The following is a 14595-nucleotide window of genomic DNA, read 5'->3' on the forward strand; positions in this document are numbered from 1 at the left end:
GCCTCCAATCAGGGCCGGGGTCGCTCGTCCCAGCGCAACTAATAATACAGGTACTTAGCAGTTTGGGCAACGGCGGGGCCGCCGCCCTGCCGGTTCGGTTACTCCCCGACCGCCGAAGGGCTGATCACGGGCGGAGTTGAGGCGCCCGGCGGGAGCTGTCGGGGCGCCGCTGGCGGCTCGATCGCGCCGCACTTCACCAGGCGGGTCTCATGTGCGGGTTCGCGGGTCAGCTCGCGGCCGTCGACGGTGTTGCGGCACACCTGCCCCCGGTTCGACGGGCAATAGTCGCAGTCCACTGCGAGCGAGGCCTGCCGCAACCGCTGGAACACCTGAGCCTTGTCGGAGGCGACACCGGGGATGAGCTTGGCCCGCTCCGACAGGTAGCCCGCCGGGGCGGCCAGGACCGCCCCTGTGGGCCGCCTCTGCGTCAACGCCAGCCGGTTCTCGTTCACCAGGCCGTCCGCCGCCGCGTCAATCCGGTTGCGCAGCTCCTCCAGCCACGCCGTCGGTCGGTCGGCGACGTCCCCCTGCGGCAAGACCGCCGCGGAGTCCTGGTTCGCCAGCCGCTTCGCCCGGATCGCCTTCGCCCGCCGGATCACGTGCACCGGCATGATGAAGTCATCCGACTCCGAGTAGTGCTCGATCACAGCCTGCCGGGCGTCCGCGAACGAGGTGACGCCCTTCAGCGTGAACGCCTCATGCCACGCCAGCACGTCGGCGGCGCCAACGGTCCGCCGGTCGAAGCCCGTGCACAGCGCCAAAAGTTTCCCGACCTCCTCGCGCGTCACGCCGCACCTCCGAGCTGCCCCGCGGCCTCGGCCTCGTCGAGCACCCGCATTTGCTCCGCCACCGACAGCGCCTGCGCGACTCGCTGGTCCGTCGTGGACGGCCGCGGACCGGGCACTCGGCCGCCGCCAGTGAGCGCGGGCAGGCCCGACTGGGGCGGGGCGCCCAGCACCCGCTGAAGCGCCTTGGGGTGCGGCACCGGGTCATCTAGCGCGATCAGCGCCTGGCACACGGTCTCGGGTGTCGCCGGGCTCCCCGGGTTCGTCAGGGCCATGAACACCAGGTTGTAAAGATCATCCCGGTTGCCGGACAGGATCGGCCCGCGGGCCGACCAGCCATTCCACCACCAACCTGTGATCTTCGCGGCCTGCGCCGCCTTCTCGGGGTCGGCGGCAGCCTCGGCGGCCCTCGCCGCCCCCGGGCTGCGCTCCTCGGCGCGGATCAGCCAGTTCTCCCAGGTCGCGTCCCAGTCGATCTTGCGGCCCTTCTCGCCGGGGACCGCCTTGAAGTGCCGCCGGAACTTCTCCGTCTCGTGGTCGATGAACGCCTGCGAGTAACGCCGCTTAGCAGCCCAGGCCCTCGCCTGCTGGCCCGGCTCCCAGTCCTCGGGCAGCCGCGTCGCACGCTGCCGCCGGTCCTGGCGCCTGTCGTCATCCGCCGAGGTCGGCGGTCCCTGATCATCGACGGCGGGGTCAGCCGGTGGGCCGCCCTCACCGAGGACTGCGGCGAAGAGATCGGGAACCGCCGACTCGGGGCCGACCTGGGGGGTGTCCTCGCGCGAGCGCGCGCTTGCGCGCGCGTCTCTCTCTACCTCCGAAGGAGGTAGAGAGATGTTTTTCTCATAGTTGTTTTTCTTACTGTCGGGTTGAGTCACCACCGGCGGTTCAGCCTCCGTCGGCTCAACCAACGGTGGTGATTTAACCGTTGGTTGCGACCTGGGCAAACGTTCCTCGCTCACCTGCGGTTGGATTTCAACCGCAGGTGATTCAACCGCAGGCTCCTGCGAGGGGTTGCCCCCGTAGGGGGGCGGTGCGGAGATGTTGAAGCCGTCCGGCATATCGGTGATTTCGTAACAGGTTCCCCCGAGTGTGCCGTCTTCGTTGCGAAGTCGAACGCGGACCAGATAGCCGTGCTCTTCCAGCTCGCGGAGAGCCTTCTTGACCGTGCTCAGGCCCTCCTTCATGCCCAGGCCGTTCTTGTTGAACTTGGCACAGAGGGATTCGGCTGTGATGTTGTAGCCGTTCTGGTGCGTGGAGATCAGACCAAAGACGGCTTTGGCGTCGGCGCTCAGGCGCCAGTCACGGAAGACCTGGTTCGCGATCGAGGTGTACTGGCTGCCGATCTCGTCGGCCATCATGCGGCCCCGGCGGATGATGCTCATACCGCCTCCCCGTAGACGTGCTCCAGATCGGCGTTACCCGGTCCTCTTCGTACGACATGACGTATGAGCCGCTTTCCGTCGCTCAGCCCTTCGAGGGCGCGTCGCAGCTCGTCGGGTGTACTGCCGGTCGATGCGGCCAAGTCGATAAGCCGTGCCCGCCCGCCGTACGGCGGGATCTCGCGCAGTAGGGTTGCGGCGCCAACCATCGCCAGGGTGTCGGTAGCTTGCCGAGGAACGCGGGCATAGGTGAGCCAGGTGTTCTCCTGGTGCCGGTGGAACCACTCGTGCGGCCAGATGCGCTGCCCTTTCTGCGCGTTGCACGAACGGCAGGCCGGGACCGTATTGATCCGTTGGTCGATTCCGCCGCGGGCGGGCGGGACGACGTGGTCCAAGGTCGCGTCGCCGAACTTGGTGGAGCGGTCGAGCGGCCGGAGGCATCCGCATCCCAGGGGGATGTCACAGTAGAAGCAGATAAGCGGGGCCGGGCCGCAGAAGTCGTGCAGCTTTATGTGGGCGGGAGAGCCCTCGATGCGCAGGGTGTTCACCTGCCACCTCCGAGAGCCTCGTTGAGGACGAGGGTGCCGTCGGCCTGGCGGGCGGCGTAGCCGTGGACCTCCAGGTGCGTGAGGCCCATCTTGACGGCGCTCCGGGTGAGCTGGAGGTGCGCGACGAGGTCGTTGACGTTGAAGGCGCCGACCTCGTTGGCGACCAGGAGGCCGATGAGCTTGGCGGCGGGGCTGAGCCGGGTGTCGGCGATGAAGGCCCGGCGGATCGTGTAGGTGTCCGGGTCGGGCGGTGTGAGCGCCCCGCGGCGGATGATCGTCATGCGATCACCCCCGGGATTCCGGCGGTTTCGCCACGGTTGGTGGCGGCGTTTCGCGTGTCAGGTGTTGCGGCACCCCGGGTGGAGGGTACGCTAAGGACACGCCTCATCGAGTCAGTCATTTTTCTCCGATACTGACGGTGATTCGGTGGGGTAGCCGGGGTCAAGAGGAGGGCGTTCCTCTCCCGGCGGGGCGGCGGCGGCTCGTCTGATCTCAGAGTTGGTAGCTCTGAGGACGGGCAATCCGCCGCCTTCCTTTTTATTCAGTTGTGGATCTTGGTAGTTGGACTGCACCTGAACCATACATGTACGCACAGGTACTTTGCAGCCGACACCCCGGGCGATTTTCCCCCAGGGGACTACCCTGCTCCGGTTACAGACTGTCCGCAAGTACTTCACGGACAGTCCTCAATGTGTTCTGTGTGCGCCAACAGCAGGCTCCGGTAGGCCGCCAGCTCTGCCAGATTCGCCCCTGGCAGGTCGGCTGCCTTCAGATAGGCGCACTTAACGTCGTTGGGGTGTCGCCGTAGCAGTTGCCAGCCCGCGCCCGCGTAGCGGGCGAACTCCGACCGGCGGGCGAGCTCGCGCGCGTAGTCGTCGAGCTCTTCCGCGGTGGGGCGCTCGGTCGGGCTCGTGACATACCCGATGGCCTGAAGGCCGCGCAGGAACGTGTCGAGCATGCCGTCGAGACGGTCCTCCAGGTCCACGCCTTCGAACAAGGCGGCCTGGAAAGCGGCCTTGGCGTTCTCGCGTACCTCGCGGATGGGGCTGGCGATCACAGGGTGCTCCTTTGGTCAGCGGGTTGGTTTGGTATCCCAGGTGATGCCCTGGGGGTTCTGGGCGGTTGGGGCGGTGCGGATGAAGGTGCAGCGCCGGAACAGGCGCAGCAGGTCGGCTACGGCCTCGTCGGGGGTGTCCCCGGTGGCGGCGAGCCGGTCGCGGTCGGCGTCGAGGTCGTCGTCGGGCAGCTTGGCCTTGCCGTCGAGCTCGAACGCCTGCACGCCGACGATGATGGCGCCCCACGCGGGGGTGCCATCGGGGTGCGGCGTGTAGACCTGGGTGACCTGGAGGTGGGCGTTTCCACGCAGCCGTTCCCAGATGGCGTCGATCAGTCGCTGGGCGGCGGACCCGTTCAGTGGCTTGCCGTCGCGCCAGCCGACCGGCCGCTCCCCGGCGGAGGCGGCGTCGACGGCCTCCACGAGACTGAGCGCGGCGAGGGCAAGCTGCTCCTGGGCGTGCTCGGCGTCGAGGTCGGTGCTGGAGTCCAGGTCGTAGTCGGAGTTGATGACGCGCAGCGCCGCGGTAATGACGCGGTTGCTGGCGCCGGTGATCCGGGTGGTTTCCATGGTCACGGGGGGGCCTTTCGTAGGGGGTTATGCCGGTGTCGCGTGGACGGTCAGCGGTGTGATGGGTTCGAGCAGCGCGGCGGCGACGTAGGCCTCGTACGACGCTTTGGGGATGCGGATGGCCCGGCGGCCGATGCGCGCGGATTCCAGCACCCCGGAGTGGACCAGCCGGTACACGCTCATCTTGGACAGCCTCAACTTGGTGGCGACCTCGCCTACGGTCAGCCATTCGTCCTGGTCGGCGGCGTTCATGCGGCACCTTTCTCGTTTTTGATCTCGCGTAGGGCTTTGGCTCGGGCGCGTTGAAACACGCGCAGAGATCGGGGGGTGACGCCACCCCAGACGCCTTTCATCTCGCGCCGCATGACGGCGTCTTCGATGCAGGCCGCGGCGACAGGGCACCGGCGGCAACATGCCTGCGCCTTATCAATCTCGACATGCGTGGGGTCGCCGGTGCCTTCCGTGGCGCCGTGGAAGGCCAACTGGACGTCCGCGGGGGCGGTCGCGCAGGCACCGTGTCGCTGCCAGGAGTCGTCCAGCCACGGCCGTCCGGACCACACCGCGGTGTGGATGCGGAAGCCGTGCTCTCCCGGGGTGCGGCGGACCACCTTGGGGCGCCGGGCCGGGGCGGTCATGCCGCTGCTCCGGCGTTGGCCAGCTCACCTTCGGCGGCCGCCTCAGTGGGCAGTTCCTTCGGGGCGGCGCCCTTCTTCGCCTTGGCCCGCTGGGCGGCGCGGACCAGCTTCACCTCTGTCCAGACGTCGGTCCGGTAGGTGAGCTCGATACGGGAGATCCAATCGGCGAGGTCGCCGCGGCCCTCTTCCGGCCAGGCGAGGTATTCGGCTCGGGCGCGTTCGATCCGCTCGAAGTAGCTCTTGTAATCGGGCATTCGGCGAGTTTTCTCGCTTACAACGTAGATTCCATAGGTTCCGGCGGGGGCGCCGTTGAGGATCGGAAGAACCGCGTCGTACTGCTTTTTCGACTCCTTGCGGAGGTCGTCCCACTCGTGGACGGTGGCGGCGATCTCCTCGATCATCTTTGGCTCGGCGTCGGGCCCGAGGATGGTGTAGAACTCCGGCGAGACGCCCGCCGCCTCGGCGGCCGGGATGTTCCAGCAGGCGCTACGGAACCGGCAGTTCATGGTCAGTAGCTCATCGGCGAGGGCGAACGCCTCCACGTCGGGAACCTCCGCACAGAACACCTCTTCGACGCGGTCCGTCTCCTTCACCGAGTGGACGGTCCAGTCGGTGCGCCGGTCTGTGGAGCGCTGGACGGCGGCCCGCAGACGGTGTTCTTCTATCTTGAAGAACCATTCGGGAAGATCGGCCGCTCGAATGTTCACCGAGTGCAGCTCGGACGGCTCCGTCTGGCCCAGGCCGGTCCGGAGGTGGGTCGCCACCGGACCGTAGCCGACGCCGACGATGGCGCAGATGGAGCGGACAAGGTCGATCGAATCCCGACGTGCAGAGTGCACGACCACTTGGCCCGATTTGCTGACCGTGCCGTCGGCGGCAACGTACCCGGCGAGCCATGACAGCAAGAACGAACGGTTCTCGTCCAGGCGAGGCGCGTCCTTCCAGGTGCGGGGCAGCATGCCGACCCGCCACCCTCTCTCTTGCTCCGCGATCTCGTGGCCGCTGAAGTAGGACAGCATGGCCTTGTCCTTCGGGCTGGCCTTGTAGATCATCAGCGAGCCCGCCGCGTCACTGCCGTGGGGCGCCGACCCGTCGCCGTAGACGAACCCCTGGGCGACTGCGAACGGCGCCTCCCGCAGTGCGGTCAGCGCGTTGCGCCGAATGGAGCGCAAGCGCATTCCGGGCTTCAGCTCGTCGGTTGTGACCTTCCGCCAGTCGTGGTGCCTGGCGACGGGGCGCCGGGAGTAGTCCGGTCGCCAGCCCGTTGACACGCGGCTGACCTGAGCGAGGCTGATGCCGTACTTCGCGGCGAGCGCTCGCTGTGTCGTTTCACCGGCCGCGTACTCCCTCTGGACGGCGTCGCAGATTGCCCGGTCCAGGCCCAGCGGGGCAACGGCAATTCCGGAGGTGATCCAGCGGTGCTCGGGCGTGGCGTAGACGACCTTCTTCTGGCGCCCCCGGCGCAGCTCTACCCGGCGGAGCGGCTGGATGCCGTAGGAGCGCACGTCACACTCCCACCATTCGCCGTGCCAGGTGAGTCCGCCGTCCGGGTAGCGGGCTGGGACCAGGAGGGCGGGGCGCTGCCCGGCCAGGTCGCGGAGCTGTTTGATGCCGTCGCGGGTGACGACCTCAGTCTCACCTGCAAGGCAGTACTCGCGGCAGATGGCGTCGCTGGTGGGGCCGGAGCCGTCGCGCGGCATGGCGTCCTCGTCCCGCATCCGGATGGCGATCTTCATACGGACCAGGTCGTTGACGGACTCCAGGGCGAAGTACTCGTCGTAGGCCATCTCGAAGATCTCTTCTTGGCCTGTGGCGCGGTCGATGTAACGAAGCCGCATCCGCTCGATCATGATTCCGATGGCGCGCAAGGCCTTGGCGTAGGTCGCCAACTGCTTCCAGTGCTGAAGCTTGGGCCCTTTGTCGCCGATGCGCTGCCAGGTGTAGGGGCCGCAGGTCTTGATGTCCTCCACGCACAGGCGCAGCAGATTGATCAGGTCGGCGCGGCCGTCGCGGTCGAGTTCGGGGACGCGGACCGGCACCTCGGCCAGGTACCAGCGGTAGAGCGAGGCCAGCGCCCGGGTCAGCATGTCGTGCCAGATCTCACCGAGGACGGCGGCCGACTCGTCAACCGGGTCGGTGCCGAGCTCGGGGTGGACGTTGCGCAGGTAGATCTGGCGGCGGCAGGTGTCGTGGTCGGAGGCGCCGATGTCCAGGCCGCCCTCGTCGACTTCGGGCCGCGGGTAGACCCGGTGGAGCCAGGTGGCAATGTCTTCCAGGGCGGTGCGCTGGTCAGCCTCCTGGGCCTGGACGGCGAGTTCGTAGGCGATGTTGATGCGGAAGCGGGCGCAGCCGCATTCGGAGCAGCGGCCGTTGCCTTTGGCTCCGGCGTGGGTGGTGCGGGAGTGGCGGCAGGAGCAGGGCGCCACGTCCAGGCTGAGCGGCGCGTCCGTTTCGGATTCCAGGTATGTCCGGGCTTCGTCGAACAGGAGGGCAGAGGTCATCTGTCCCCCAAGAGGTTTTGGGGCATGCGGTCTCCAAGTGGTAGCCGCCGGGTCGCTCGTCCGGCGTGCGTCGCTGAGGGTGGTGACCATGCGCCGGAACGTAGCCCCGGTGTGCCCTTAGGGTCACGCTCTGACGCATAGCAACATGTACTTAGCGAACGAAGTCATGGTATCCCGGCGACCCCCCGCCCAGGCAAGGACCGGCGGGGGATTGCCGAACACCCGTAACCCTGGGGGAAGATTCACCTTTCCAGGGCGGGAAGCATGGGATACCCGTTACGGGTTTTTACTCCTGAGACGCCACGGCGAGTGACGGACGAAGGCCCGCGAAGACACACCTCGCGGGCCTTCCGCACCTTGCGACAGCAGCCGGACTACTCGGGCACCACGATGCCCGTCAGGACCTCCCACGGGGCGATGACACGCGCCCCGAACTGCGAGTACACCTGAGCCCTATCCGCCCAACCATTCTCGATCATCTTCCGGACCACGCGCTCACGCAGCGGCCCGACAATGGTGATGAGCTCGTCGGCGGGGATCTCAGTGAGGGGCCGCTTCTTCTCCGCCTCGATGAACGTCTTCAGCGAAGCCCCCATGACCTCACCCATCTTGTCGATCTCCCGGACCAGGTGCCCCCACTGCTCCTCCGGCGTCATGAACGACTCCGCGGGCGACTCCGGAGCCGCGGGGGGCTCCACGATGGTCGGCTCCGGCTCGGCGGGGACCTCCGGCGCCTCCGGGACGTCCGGCCGCTCAGGCTCCGGCTCGACTGGGACCTCCGGCCGCTCCGCCTCGGTGAGCTCGGGCCCCGGAGCGGGCGGGGCAGGGGCGGCCTGCGCCTCGACGGCCGCGGGCTCCTTCGGCCGGGTCAGCCGTACCGCCTCCGGGCGGGACCTGGCGTGCGCTTCGAACGCCTCCCGGCGGGAGGCGGCTGCCTCGACGGCGGCAGCCTCCGCGATGCGCCGCTCCAGATCGGCGTGCGCGGCCGCCATCTCCTCGTCGGTGAACAGGCCGGTCACAGCCTCAGGGAACGCCTTCCGGATGCACAATGCCTCCGCTGACTTCGCGAGCATGTGATCGGCACCCTTCTGCCACATGTCGGGCAGCTTCATTTTCGGGCTACCGTCGGGGTTCTGCAGGCGCGCCTTGTATGATCTGCCGTTCTTTCCGTCCCGCCACTCAGTCTCGTAGATCCACGGCGCGTACATCGCCCAGGAGGCGATGGCGTCGGAGACGACGATGTTGCCGCTCTGGTCGTAGTGCTTGATGATGGCGCGCGCCGCCCCGGGGTAGCCGCGGGAGACCGGCCACTGGGTGTACCAGACGCGTTCCATGACGAGCTCGCCGGTGTCGGGGTCGCGTGTCTCCCGCCAGCACCGATCGTCGTCGTCGTTGCCGGTCCACAGCCACTTGGCGGCGCCGATCTGCCGCTTGGTCTTGGCGGCGAGCTTGCGGTAGCCGTCGATGCCGGTCTGGCACGTGTAGGTGCGGTACTGGCCTTCACCGCGGACCACTAGGTAGAACTCGCCGGTCCAGATGTCCAGGCCGCGCAACTGGCCGACGTGGATGGCGCGCCGCAGGTGGGGGAGGAGCCGTTCGTCTTTAGGGTCGAGGTTGATGCTCTCGATCGCCGCCCACTGGTCGGGGTCGAGCTCGATCTGATCGGGGCGGATGGTCAGGGTGCCGCCGCCGGGCCGGTGAAGAACCAGGTCGCCGGTGTACTGGGCGGCCTCAGCCTCCGCCATGGCCTCCTGAATCTTCGGCGGGAGGGGGGCCGTTTCAGTTTGGGTCATGTGTCCTCCATGTGCGGGTCGGCCCGGTCGCTCATCGGGCCATCGTGTTCGCCCGGCGGCCTAACGTCGCCGTGCTAAGTACATGGTATATGTTGATCCGAAATAAGGCAGCCAAGCCGAAGATCTGTATCCTTGAAAAACATCGAGACAGAGCGCGTCTCACGACCAGGAGGAACCCATGACTCAAAGCACGCCCCCCAGCGCCCCTGCCAGGGCGAAGACCAAGTTCAAGGCGAAGCGGCGCAAGCCGCAGCCCCGCGTCGAGCCGACGACGCTGGCCGACCTCACGCCCGCCGAGCGCAGCGAGGTGGAGACGCTGCTCCAGATGAATGAGGACGATTTCCGCGACAGCGTCCGCCGCTTCCTGATCTTTCCGGACCGGACCGGCAACAGGGTGTTCTCCTGCGACGCCCTGTTCGAGTACACCTCGGTGGCGCTCCTTCAGCTCACCGAGCTCAACAACCGGGCTGAGCGGTCATCCGTGACCCCGCGCGACAACGCGTCGCGGCTGCGAGCGCAGATCCGGTACGCCCACTACCGCGCGCGGGCCGTGGCATTCCACCGGCAACTGCTCGCCAAGAAGACCGGCAACCCCCTCCGCAAGCAAGCCGAAGCGCTGCTAGGGGAGGCCCTCCCCGAGCTGATCACGTCCATACAGCGGGACCTGGAGGCGGGGAAGGTCGCCAAGGTCGCCAAGCAGGAGTTGCGGCGTCGCATCGAGGCGGCGCTCGACGCGCGCCGCGCCAGCGTGGAGCGCCGGACGATGGCGGAGCGGATCGTCGGGGACGTCTATTACCAGGAGCTGACCCGGCGCGTCATGGCCGACCTGGGGCGGGGGATGACTGAGGCTGACGCGCGCAGGGCCCTGGAAACGCGGAAGCGGCGTGACCAGAAAGGCACGCCGCCGTCACGATGACACCACCCCTAACCGCGCGCGGCGCCCATGTAAACGCCAATCTGAAGGCCCGCTTATCCGGCAAGCCGGGGCTGTCAGCCTCCCGCGTTCTCGTCCGCTTCTCGCGGACGACACGGTGTCCTCTCGTGAAGGTCGGCCGGGCTACACGGGGAGCGACCCGCCCTATCCCGGCCATCGCTATCCACTGTCAGATGTCGCCCCTCCGAACTGGCAGGGAAACCCGGTGGATACTTGGAGGTTTTCCACCGGGACCAACAGCTTCAACTCAAACCGCCCACGAGGGGGTGATGCGTTGACCATGGTAGAGCACCCGACCGGCACATGCGAGCCCCAGGGGGGCTATCCCGGGGCCGCGGCCGGGGGCTGACCCGCTTGCAGGCGGGCAATCTGCGCGCGAGCCACAACCAGTTCTGCGCGCAGCCGGGACACCTCGTCGCCGAGCAACGTGATCTGTCTGCGCAGGTCGGCTTGCTCGGCGGCGTTCTCCTCGGCGGCCTTGGCGGAGGCCGCTTTGGCGTCTTCGAGCTCCTTGCGCATCATCACCATCACTCGGTCGGCCGTCTCAACGGCCACGCTGTCGGTCTGCCGGTCGAGTTGCCGGAGCTCTGCGCGGCGCCGGAAGAACGCCAGCGCGCCTTGGACGATGGTGCCGCCCGCGGCGACCTGCGCAATGGCGATGAGGACGTCAGCTACCGCCATCCGCTCCGTTCCCCCTGACGAGTCGAGCGGTCCTCATGATCTTCCGGGTTTTCAAGGCGCACCCGCCCGCCAGTGCGGCGGCAACGATGCCCGCGGCCAGGCCGTGAACTCCGAGCCCGGTGACCACGGTGATCGAATAGAAGGTGAAACCCCCGATCATCACCCATAGGCCGGGGATTTCCAGCTCGGTCCGCTTGGCGTACAACCCGTACAGCTTCAACGCCCCGCCGAGCGCCAGTGCGCCGCCCCACAGGTGCGCCACGATGTCGGCGCTGTCGCGCAAGGAGTTGAGCATCCCCTGGCTGACGTCATCGCCGATCGCCGCGCCGAGCAGGCCAAGCGCGACGGCCGCCACCGCGGCCATGGTGCCGAACGGGTTGGCTTCCAGTCGGTCGGGCCATGTCATGAGGTCTCCCGTAGGTGGGGCACGCCTCCCACGGTGTCCGGCGAATCCGCCTTACGTCGCGGGCTACCGCTGCCAGGCCGCCAGCACTCGCACGGTCGTGGCGTCGGCGCCGGACACCCGGCGGGCCTCGACATAGACGCGGTGCGCCTCGCCCATTGGCCAGGCGTCCGGCAACGCCAAAGAGACCCGCAGGTCGACGTCGACGCCGCCGGTCCCGGTGGTCGCGGTCGCGCCGACCAGCCCCAAGTCGGGCACGGTGAGCCGGGCCTCCATGACGGAGGCGGCGCCGGTGCCCATGGCCAGGTCGGCGTACAGGTTGTGGCCGGACCGGTAGGCCATGACGGCGTGCGTCTGCGTGAACGTCGCCGCCGTGCAGGCCACGCCGGAGGCGACGGCTGCCACGGCGAACGCGAGGTCCTGGCGGCGAACCCGGTTCGCGGCCGTGCCGACGTCGTTGCGGATCGCGACGATAGACCGCACCACGTCGGGCGCCTTGGCGATGAACCGCGAGCCGGGGTGGCGGGACGGCGGCGGAGACGGCGGCGGCAGGCGATCAGTCATGTAATCTCCATTTGGCCTAGGATTGAGACTCCTACTCCTCTTCGAGTAGCGCGTCAGATCGAGGAGATGAAGTCGGCGCAGGTGAACTGGTACTCCTCTTCCCCTTCGACTCCAGCCCGGACGTTGCAGCCGGTGATGCGCAGATAGCCGATGAACCCCGGCGCCCCGCTGGCCGGGTCCGGGGGGAACCGCCAGTCGGAGATCCGCACGAGGACATCGTCGCCGATGAGGAAGTCGCCGATCTCCAGGCCGGGTTGGGCTTTCACGGTGAACTGCGCGGTGATGCGCGGACCGGCCCGGTAGGTGGCCAGTGCGTCGGCGTGCTCCTGGAGGGTGGAGAAGTTGGTGATGCCGTCGAAACTCTCGCTGTACTCCATGATCGGGTAGCCGTCGGCGATGAGGTCCGGCCGGTCGGAGTGTGCGGTGAGCTGAACGCCTTCGTCGGTCTCCGTGTTGGCCCACGTCTTGGTCGCCATGGGCGTTCCGGCGTCAGCCCACGTGTAGGACTCCACGTTGCCGCCGCCGACGAACCGGTCGAACTCGAACACCACGCCGGAGGTGTTGGTGATCCGCCCGAGCCTGGGGTAGCCGAGCACCAGGGACTCGTACGGCATGCCGCCCACCCAGATCACCTGGGAGGTGAAGTCGAAGCCGTCGATGACCTCGCTGAGCTGCGTGAGCGCGGTGAGGACGGGGCTTTGGTCGAACTGGGAGTAGGAGCGGTCCCGCAACCGGCCGGACAGTTGCGTGGGGTCGGTGTGAATCCAGAAGTCGCCGCCGGGGTCGGCCTGGGCGGTAGCAATGAAGGAGCACGCCATGGGGAGCTGGTCGACCTGGGTGTAGGTGACGGTCGGCATGGTCCTGTTGGCGAAGTAACCGAGACTCTCCTCCGCCTTGATGGAGATCACGCCGGAGCTGGAGTCGTAGCCGGGTTCTTCGTTGATCCACCCGCCCCAGACGAGCTGGCCGCCGCGCTCGACGAAAACCTTGGTTCGGTAGGGGAGTACCGCTTCGCGGACCCGCTGGGCGGGCAAGTCGTCGGCGTACAGCGGGATGTTTCCTGACAAGGTGCCGACGCCGCGCAGCTCCCAACCAAAGTTCACTTCCTCCATTGGGAGGGTGTCGATGAGTCGTTTGGTCGAGATGTCGTAGAAGTAGTACCGGTAGTCGGCCACGCACGCCCGTCCCCACGGTGGACTGTTCAGGTGGGGGCGGGCGTGGTCACAGTAGGGCGCGGCCGCCGGTAGCGTCCCCGACTGCGAAGGTCACTCGGAGGCTGTGGCCAGTTGGACGGACGGGTAGGACTTGCGGGCGCCGGTCACCTCCCATCCGGAGGTGCCGCCGACTAGGTCGAGCAGCGCCTGGAAAGCTTCGTCGGCGGAGGTGATGTCCAGTCCGCCCTCCCCAGTCCAGGTCCGCAGGGTCGCGGTGAGGGGCATACCGGTGGCGGAGTGAGTGAGGTTGAGCTCGTAGATGGTGTTGCGGGTGTCAGTTGTGGGTTCGAGGTAGGGCATCGTGTGGTCCTTTCGGAGCGGCGCCGGGCGTCAGGCCAGCTTGGTCAGCTTGATCGCCGACCCGGTGAGGATTTTGATGGCGACGGCGTCGGCGGTCGCCTGAGCCCACCGGCACGTCAGGTTTCCCGACGTACCGGACGTTTGCAGCCAACCGCGGATCGGCGCGACGGCCGGGTTGCCGGTGGATCGGGCGCCACCCGAGGGGAGGTTGGCAAGGCCCTGCTGGGTACGGGACACCGAGGCCAACCCCGGGGCGGGCGTACCCGTGATCGCCGGGTCGAGAAGGTCCGACACCCAATACATGGTCGTTCCGGACGGCGCCGTCCAGCCGATCTGCAAGTCGGCGCTGGTCGGGCCGTCGTAGATGATGAAGCAGTCCAGCCAGTACGTGGAGTTGGCCGCCACCGGCAAGAACAGCTCGCTGTCGGCGGCAGGCGTCGTGGTGTTGGCACGGGACTGGTCGGCGGTTTTCACCGCGTAGGTGACCGGCTTGTATCCCGCGGTGTCCAAAGCGGCCTGCGTCATGTAGCCGTTGGAGGTCAGGTAGGCGGGGGTGACATACCCCTCGTCCTGCCAACTCCGCCAGGCCGAACCGGAGTACCACTTCGGCAGCAGGTTGGTGAGGTCGTACGCGGCCATGCCGGTGTACGGGTTGGCGGGCAGGGCGGTCGCCGGGGCGGGAATGGCCCCGCCGAGCGCCACGGTGTAAACGCGCTGGTCGGTGATGGCGGCGTTGGTGATGCTGGTCGCCCCGGCGCTGACCAGGATTGAGGCCAGCGGGAGCGCACCGGACGGCGTCGCGGGCACGACCGGGGAACCGGCGGGGGTGCCGGTGACGACTTCCAGCGTCCACTGGTTGGTCACGCCGGTGATTTCCGCGTCGAAGATGCGGGCGACGATGAGGTCGCGGCGCCCGAGCGTGGCGTGCGCCGCGGTGATGGCGATGTCGTAGGCGGCGTCGTTGTGCACCAGGTAGGTGCCGCCGGTCGCGGATGGTGACTGGATGAACGCCGCACCGGCGTTGACCGTGACGTACATCGCCGGGGTGGAGCGCTGGGTCACCTGAAGGCCGACGCCACCGGCGGAAGGCTTGACGCCGGAGCGGACCGCGAGCGGCCCGGTGCCTTGGAGTGGCGGCAGCATCGACCCGGCGGCCAGCCGGTCGTACCGGGCCGGGTAGGTGCCTGCCTGCAACCAGGTGGGTGGGTTGAGCGGAGCCACGGGGTTCCCTCTC

General features: G+C 68.0%; 17 protein-coding genes. 1 reads left to right on the forward strand and 16 read right to left on the reverse strand.

Features of this window, described 5'->3' with window-relative positions:
- Positions 1 to 98 precede the first annotated feature (98 nt).
- The 10 genes from AB0B72_RS19560 to AB0B72_RS19605 all read right to left on the reverse strand — a co-directional run bounded on the left by AB0B72_RS19560 (position 99) and on the right by AB0B72_RS19605 (position 9265).
- Positions 99 to 788, reverse strand: coding sequence for a hypothetical protein (locus tag AB0B72_RS19560; protein ID WP_367740244.1), 690 nt, complete (start codon positions 786 to 788; stop codon positions 99 to 101).
- Entirely contained in the window at positions 785 to 2167 is a 1383-nt protein-coding gene (locus AB0B72_RS19565; protein ID WP_367740245.1) for a hypothetical protein, read from the reverse strand. The genes AB0B72_RS19560 and AB0B72_RS19565 overlap by 4 nt, the downstream gene beginning before the upstream one ends.
- Positions 2164 to 2712, reverse strand: coding sequence for an HNH endonuclease (locus AB0B72_RS19570; RefSeq protein WP_367740246.1), 549 nt, complete (start codon positions 2710 to 2712; stop codon positions 2164 to 2166). The genes AB0B72_RS19565 and AB0B72_RS19570 overlap by 4 nt, the downstream gene beginning before the upstream one ends.
- Positions 2709 to 2993, reverse strand: coding sequence for a hypothetical protein (locus AB0B72_RS19575; RefSeq protein ID WP_367740247.1), 285 nt, complete (start codon positions 2991 to 2993; stop codon positions 2709 to 2711). The genes AB0B72_RS19570 and AB0B72_RS19575 overlap by 4 nt, the downstream gene beginning before the upstream one ends.
- 392 nt (positions 2994 to 3385) lie before the next feature.
- Positions 3386 to 3769, reverse strand: coding sequence for a hypothetical protein (locus tag AB0B72_RS19580; RefSeq protein WP_367740248.1), 384 nt, complete (start codon positions 3767 to 3769; stop codon positions 3386 to 3388).
- Between the two features lie 15 nt (positions 3770 to 3784).
- Positions 3785 to 4342: a hypothetical protein gene (locus tag AB0B72_RS19585; RefSeq protein ID WP_367740249.1), complete on the reverse strand. Its 558-nt coding sequence runs from the start codon at positions 4340 to 4342 to the stop codon at positions 3785 to 3787.
- Between the two features lie 21 nt (positions 4343 to 4363).
- Positions 4364 to 4588, reverse strand: a complete 225-nt coding sequence (locus tag AB0B72_RS19590) for a helix-turn-helix domain-containing protein (RefSeq protein WP_367740250.1) — start codon at positions 4586 to 4588, stop codon at positions 4364 to 4366.
- Entirely contained in the window at positions 4585 to 4971 is a 387-nt protein-coding gene (locus AB0B72_RS19595; RefSeq protein ID WP_367740251.1) for a WhiB family transcriptional regulator, read from the reverse strand. The genes AB0B72_RS19590 and AB0B72_RS19595 overlap by 4 nt, the downstream gene beginning before the upstream one ends.
- Positions 4968 to 7472 (reverse strand): hypothetical protein, encoded by a 2505-nt coding sequence (locus AB0B72_RS19600; protein WP_367740252.1) that lies wholly within the window; start codon positions 7470 to 7472, stop codon positions 4968 to 4970. Before AB0B72_RS19600 ends, AB0B72_RS19595 begins: the two co-directional genes overlap by 4 nt.
- A gap of 374 nt (positions 7473 to 7846) precedes the next feature.
- On the reverse strand, positions 7847 to 9265 hold the full coding sequence (locus tag AB0B72_RS19605; RefSeq protein WP_367740253.1) for a recombinase RecT: 1419 nt from the start codon (positions 9263 to 9265) through the stop codon (positions 7847 to 7849).
- Between the two features lie 178 nt (positions 9266 to 9443).
- On the opposite strand from AB0B72_RS19605, the gene AB0B72_RS19610 reads away from it, so the two are divergent.
- The gene (locus tag AB0B72_RS19610) at positions 9444 to 10181 is read left to right on the forward strand and encodes a hypothetical protein (protein WP_367740254.1); all 738 of its coding nucleotides are present in this window, start codon (positions 9444 to 9446) and stop codon (positions 10179 to 10181) included.
- A 339-nt stretch (positions 10182 to 10520) separates the two neighbouring features.
- On the opposite strand, the gene AB0B72_RS19615 is transcribed toward AB0B72_RS19610, so the two are convergent.
- The 6 genes from AB0B72_RS19615 to AB0B72_RS19640 all read right to left on the reverse strand — a co-directional run bounded on the left by AB0B72_RS19615 (position 10521) and on the right by AB0B72_RS19640 (position 14582).
- The gene (locus AB0B72_RS19615; protein WP_367740255.1) at positions 10521 to 10880 is read right to left on the reverse strand and encodes a hypothetical protein; all 360 of its coding nucleotides are present in this window, start codon (positions 10878 to 10880) and stop codon (positions 10521 to 10523) included.
- Complete coding sequence (locus AB0B72_RS19620) at positions 10867 to 11286, reverse strand: hypothetical protein (RefSeq protein WP_367740256.1); 420 nt, start codon at positions 11284 to 11286, stop codon at positions 10867 to 10869. The genes AB0B72_RS19615 and AB0B72_RS19620 overlap by 14 nt, the downstream gene beginning before the upstream one ends.
- A gap of 63 nt (positions 11287 to 11349) precedes the next feature.
- Positions 11350 to 11847 carry a hypothetical protein gene (locus AB0B72_RS19625; RefSeq protein WP_367740258.1) on the reverse strand — a complete coding sequence of 166 codons (498 nt, stop codon included), beginning with the start codon at positions 11845 to 11847 and terminating at the stop codon, positions 11350 to 11352.
- A 53-nt stretch (positions 11848 to 11900) separates the two neighbouring features.
- Positions 11901 to 13022 carry a hypothetical protein gene (locus AB0B72_RS19630; RefSeq protein WP_367740259.1) on the reverse strand — a complete coding sequence of 374 codons (1122 nt, stop codon included), beginning with the start codon at positions 13020 to 13022 and terminating at the stop codon, positions 11901 to 11903.
- A gap of 90 nt (positions 13023 to 13112) precedes the next feature.
- Complete coding sequence (locus AB0B72_RS19635) at positions 13113 to 13361, reverse strand: hypothetical protein (protein WP_367740260.1); 249 nt, start codon at positions 13359 to 13361, stop codon at positions 13113 to 13115.
- Between the two features lie 30 nt (positions 13362 to 13391).
- The gene (locus AB0B72_RS19640; RefSeq protein ID WP_367740261.1) at positions 13392 to 14582 is read right to left on the reverse strand and encodes a hypothetical protein; all 1191 of its coding nucleotides are present in this window, start codon (positions 14580 to 14582) and stop codon (positions 13392 to 13394) included.
- Positions 14583 to 14595 lie beyond the last annotated feature (13 nt).

The organism is Microbispora sp. NPDC049125 (genome assembly GCF_040802045.1).
Classification (GTDB): Bacteria; Actinomycetota; Actinomycetes; order Streptosporangiales; family Streptosporangiaceae; genus Microbispora.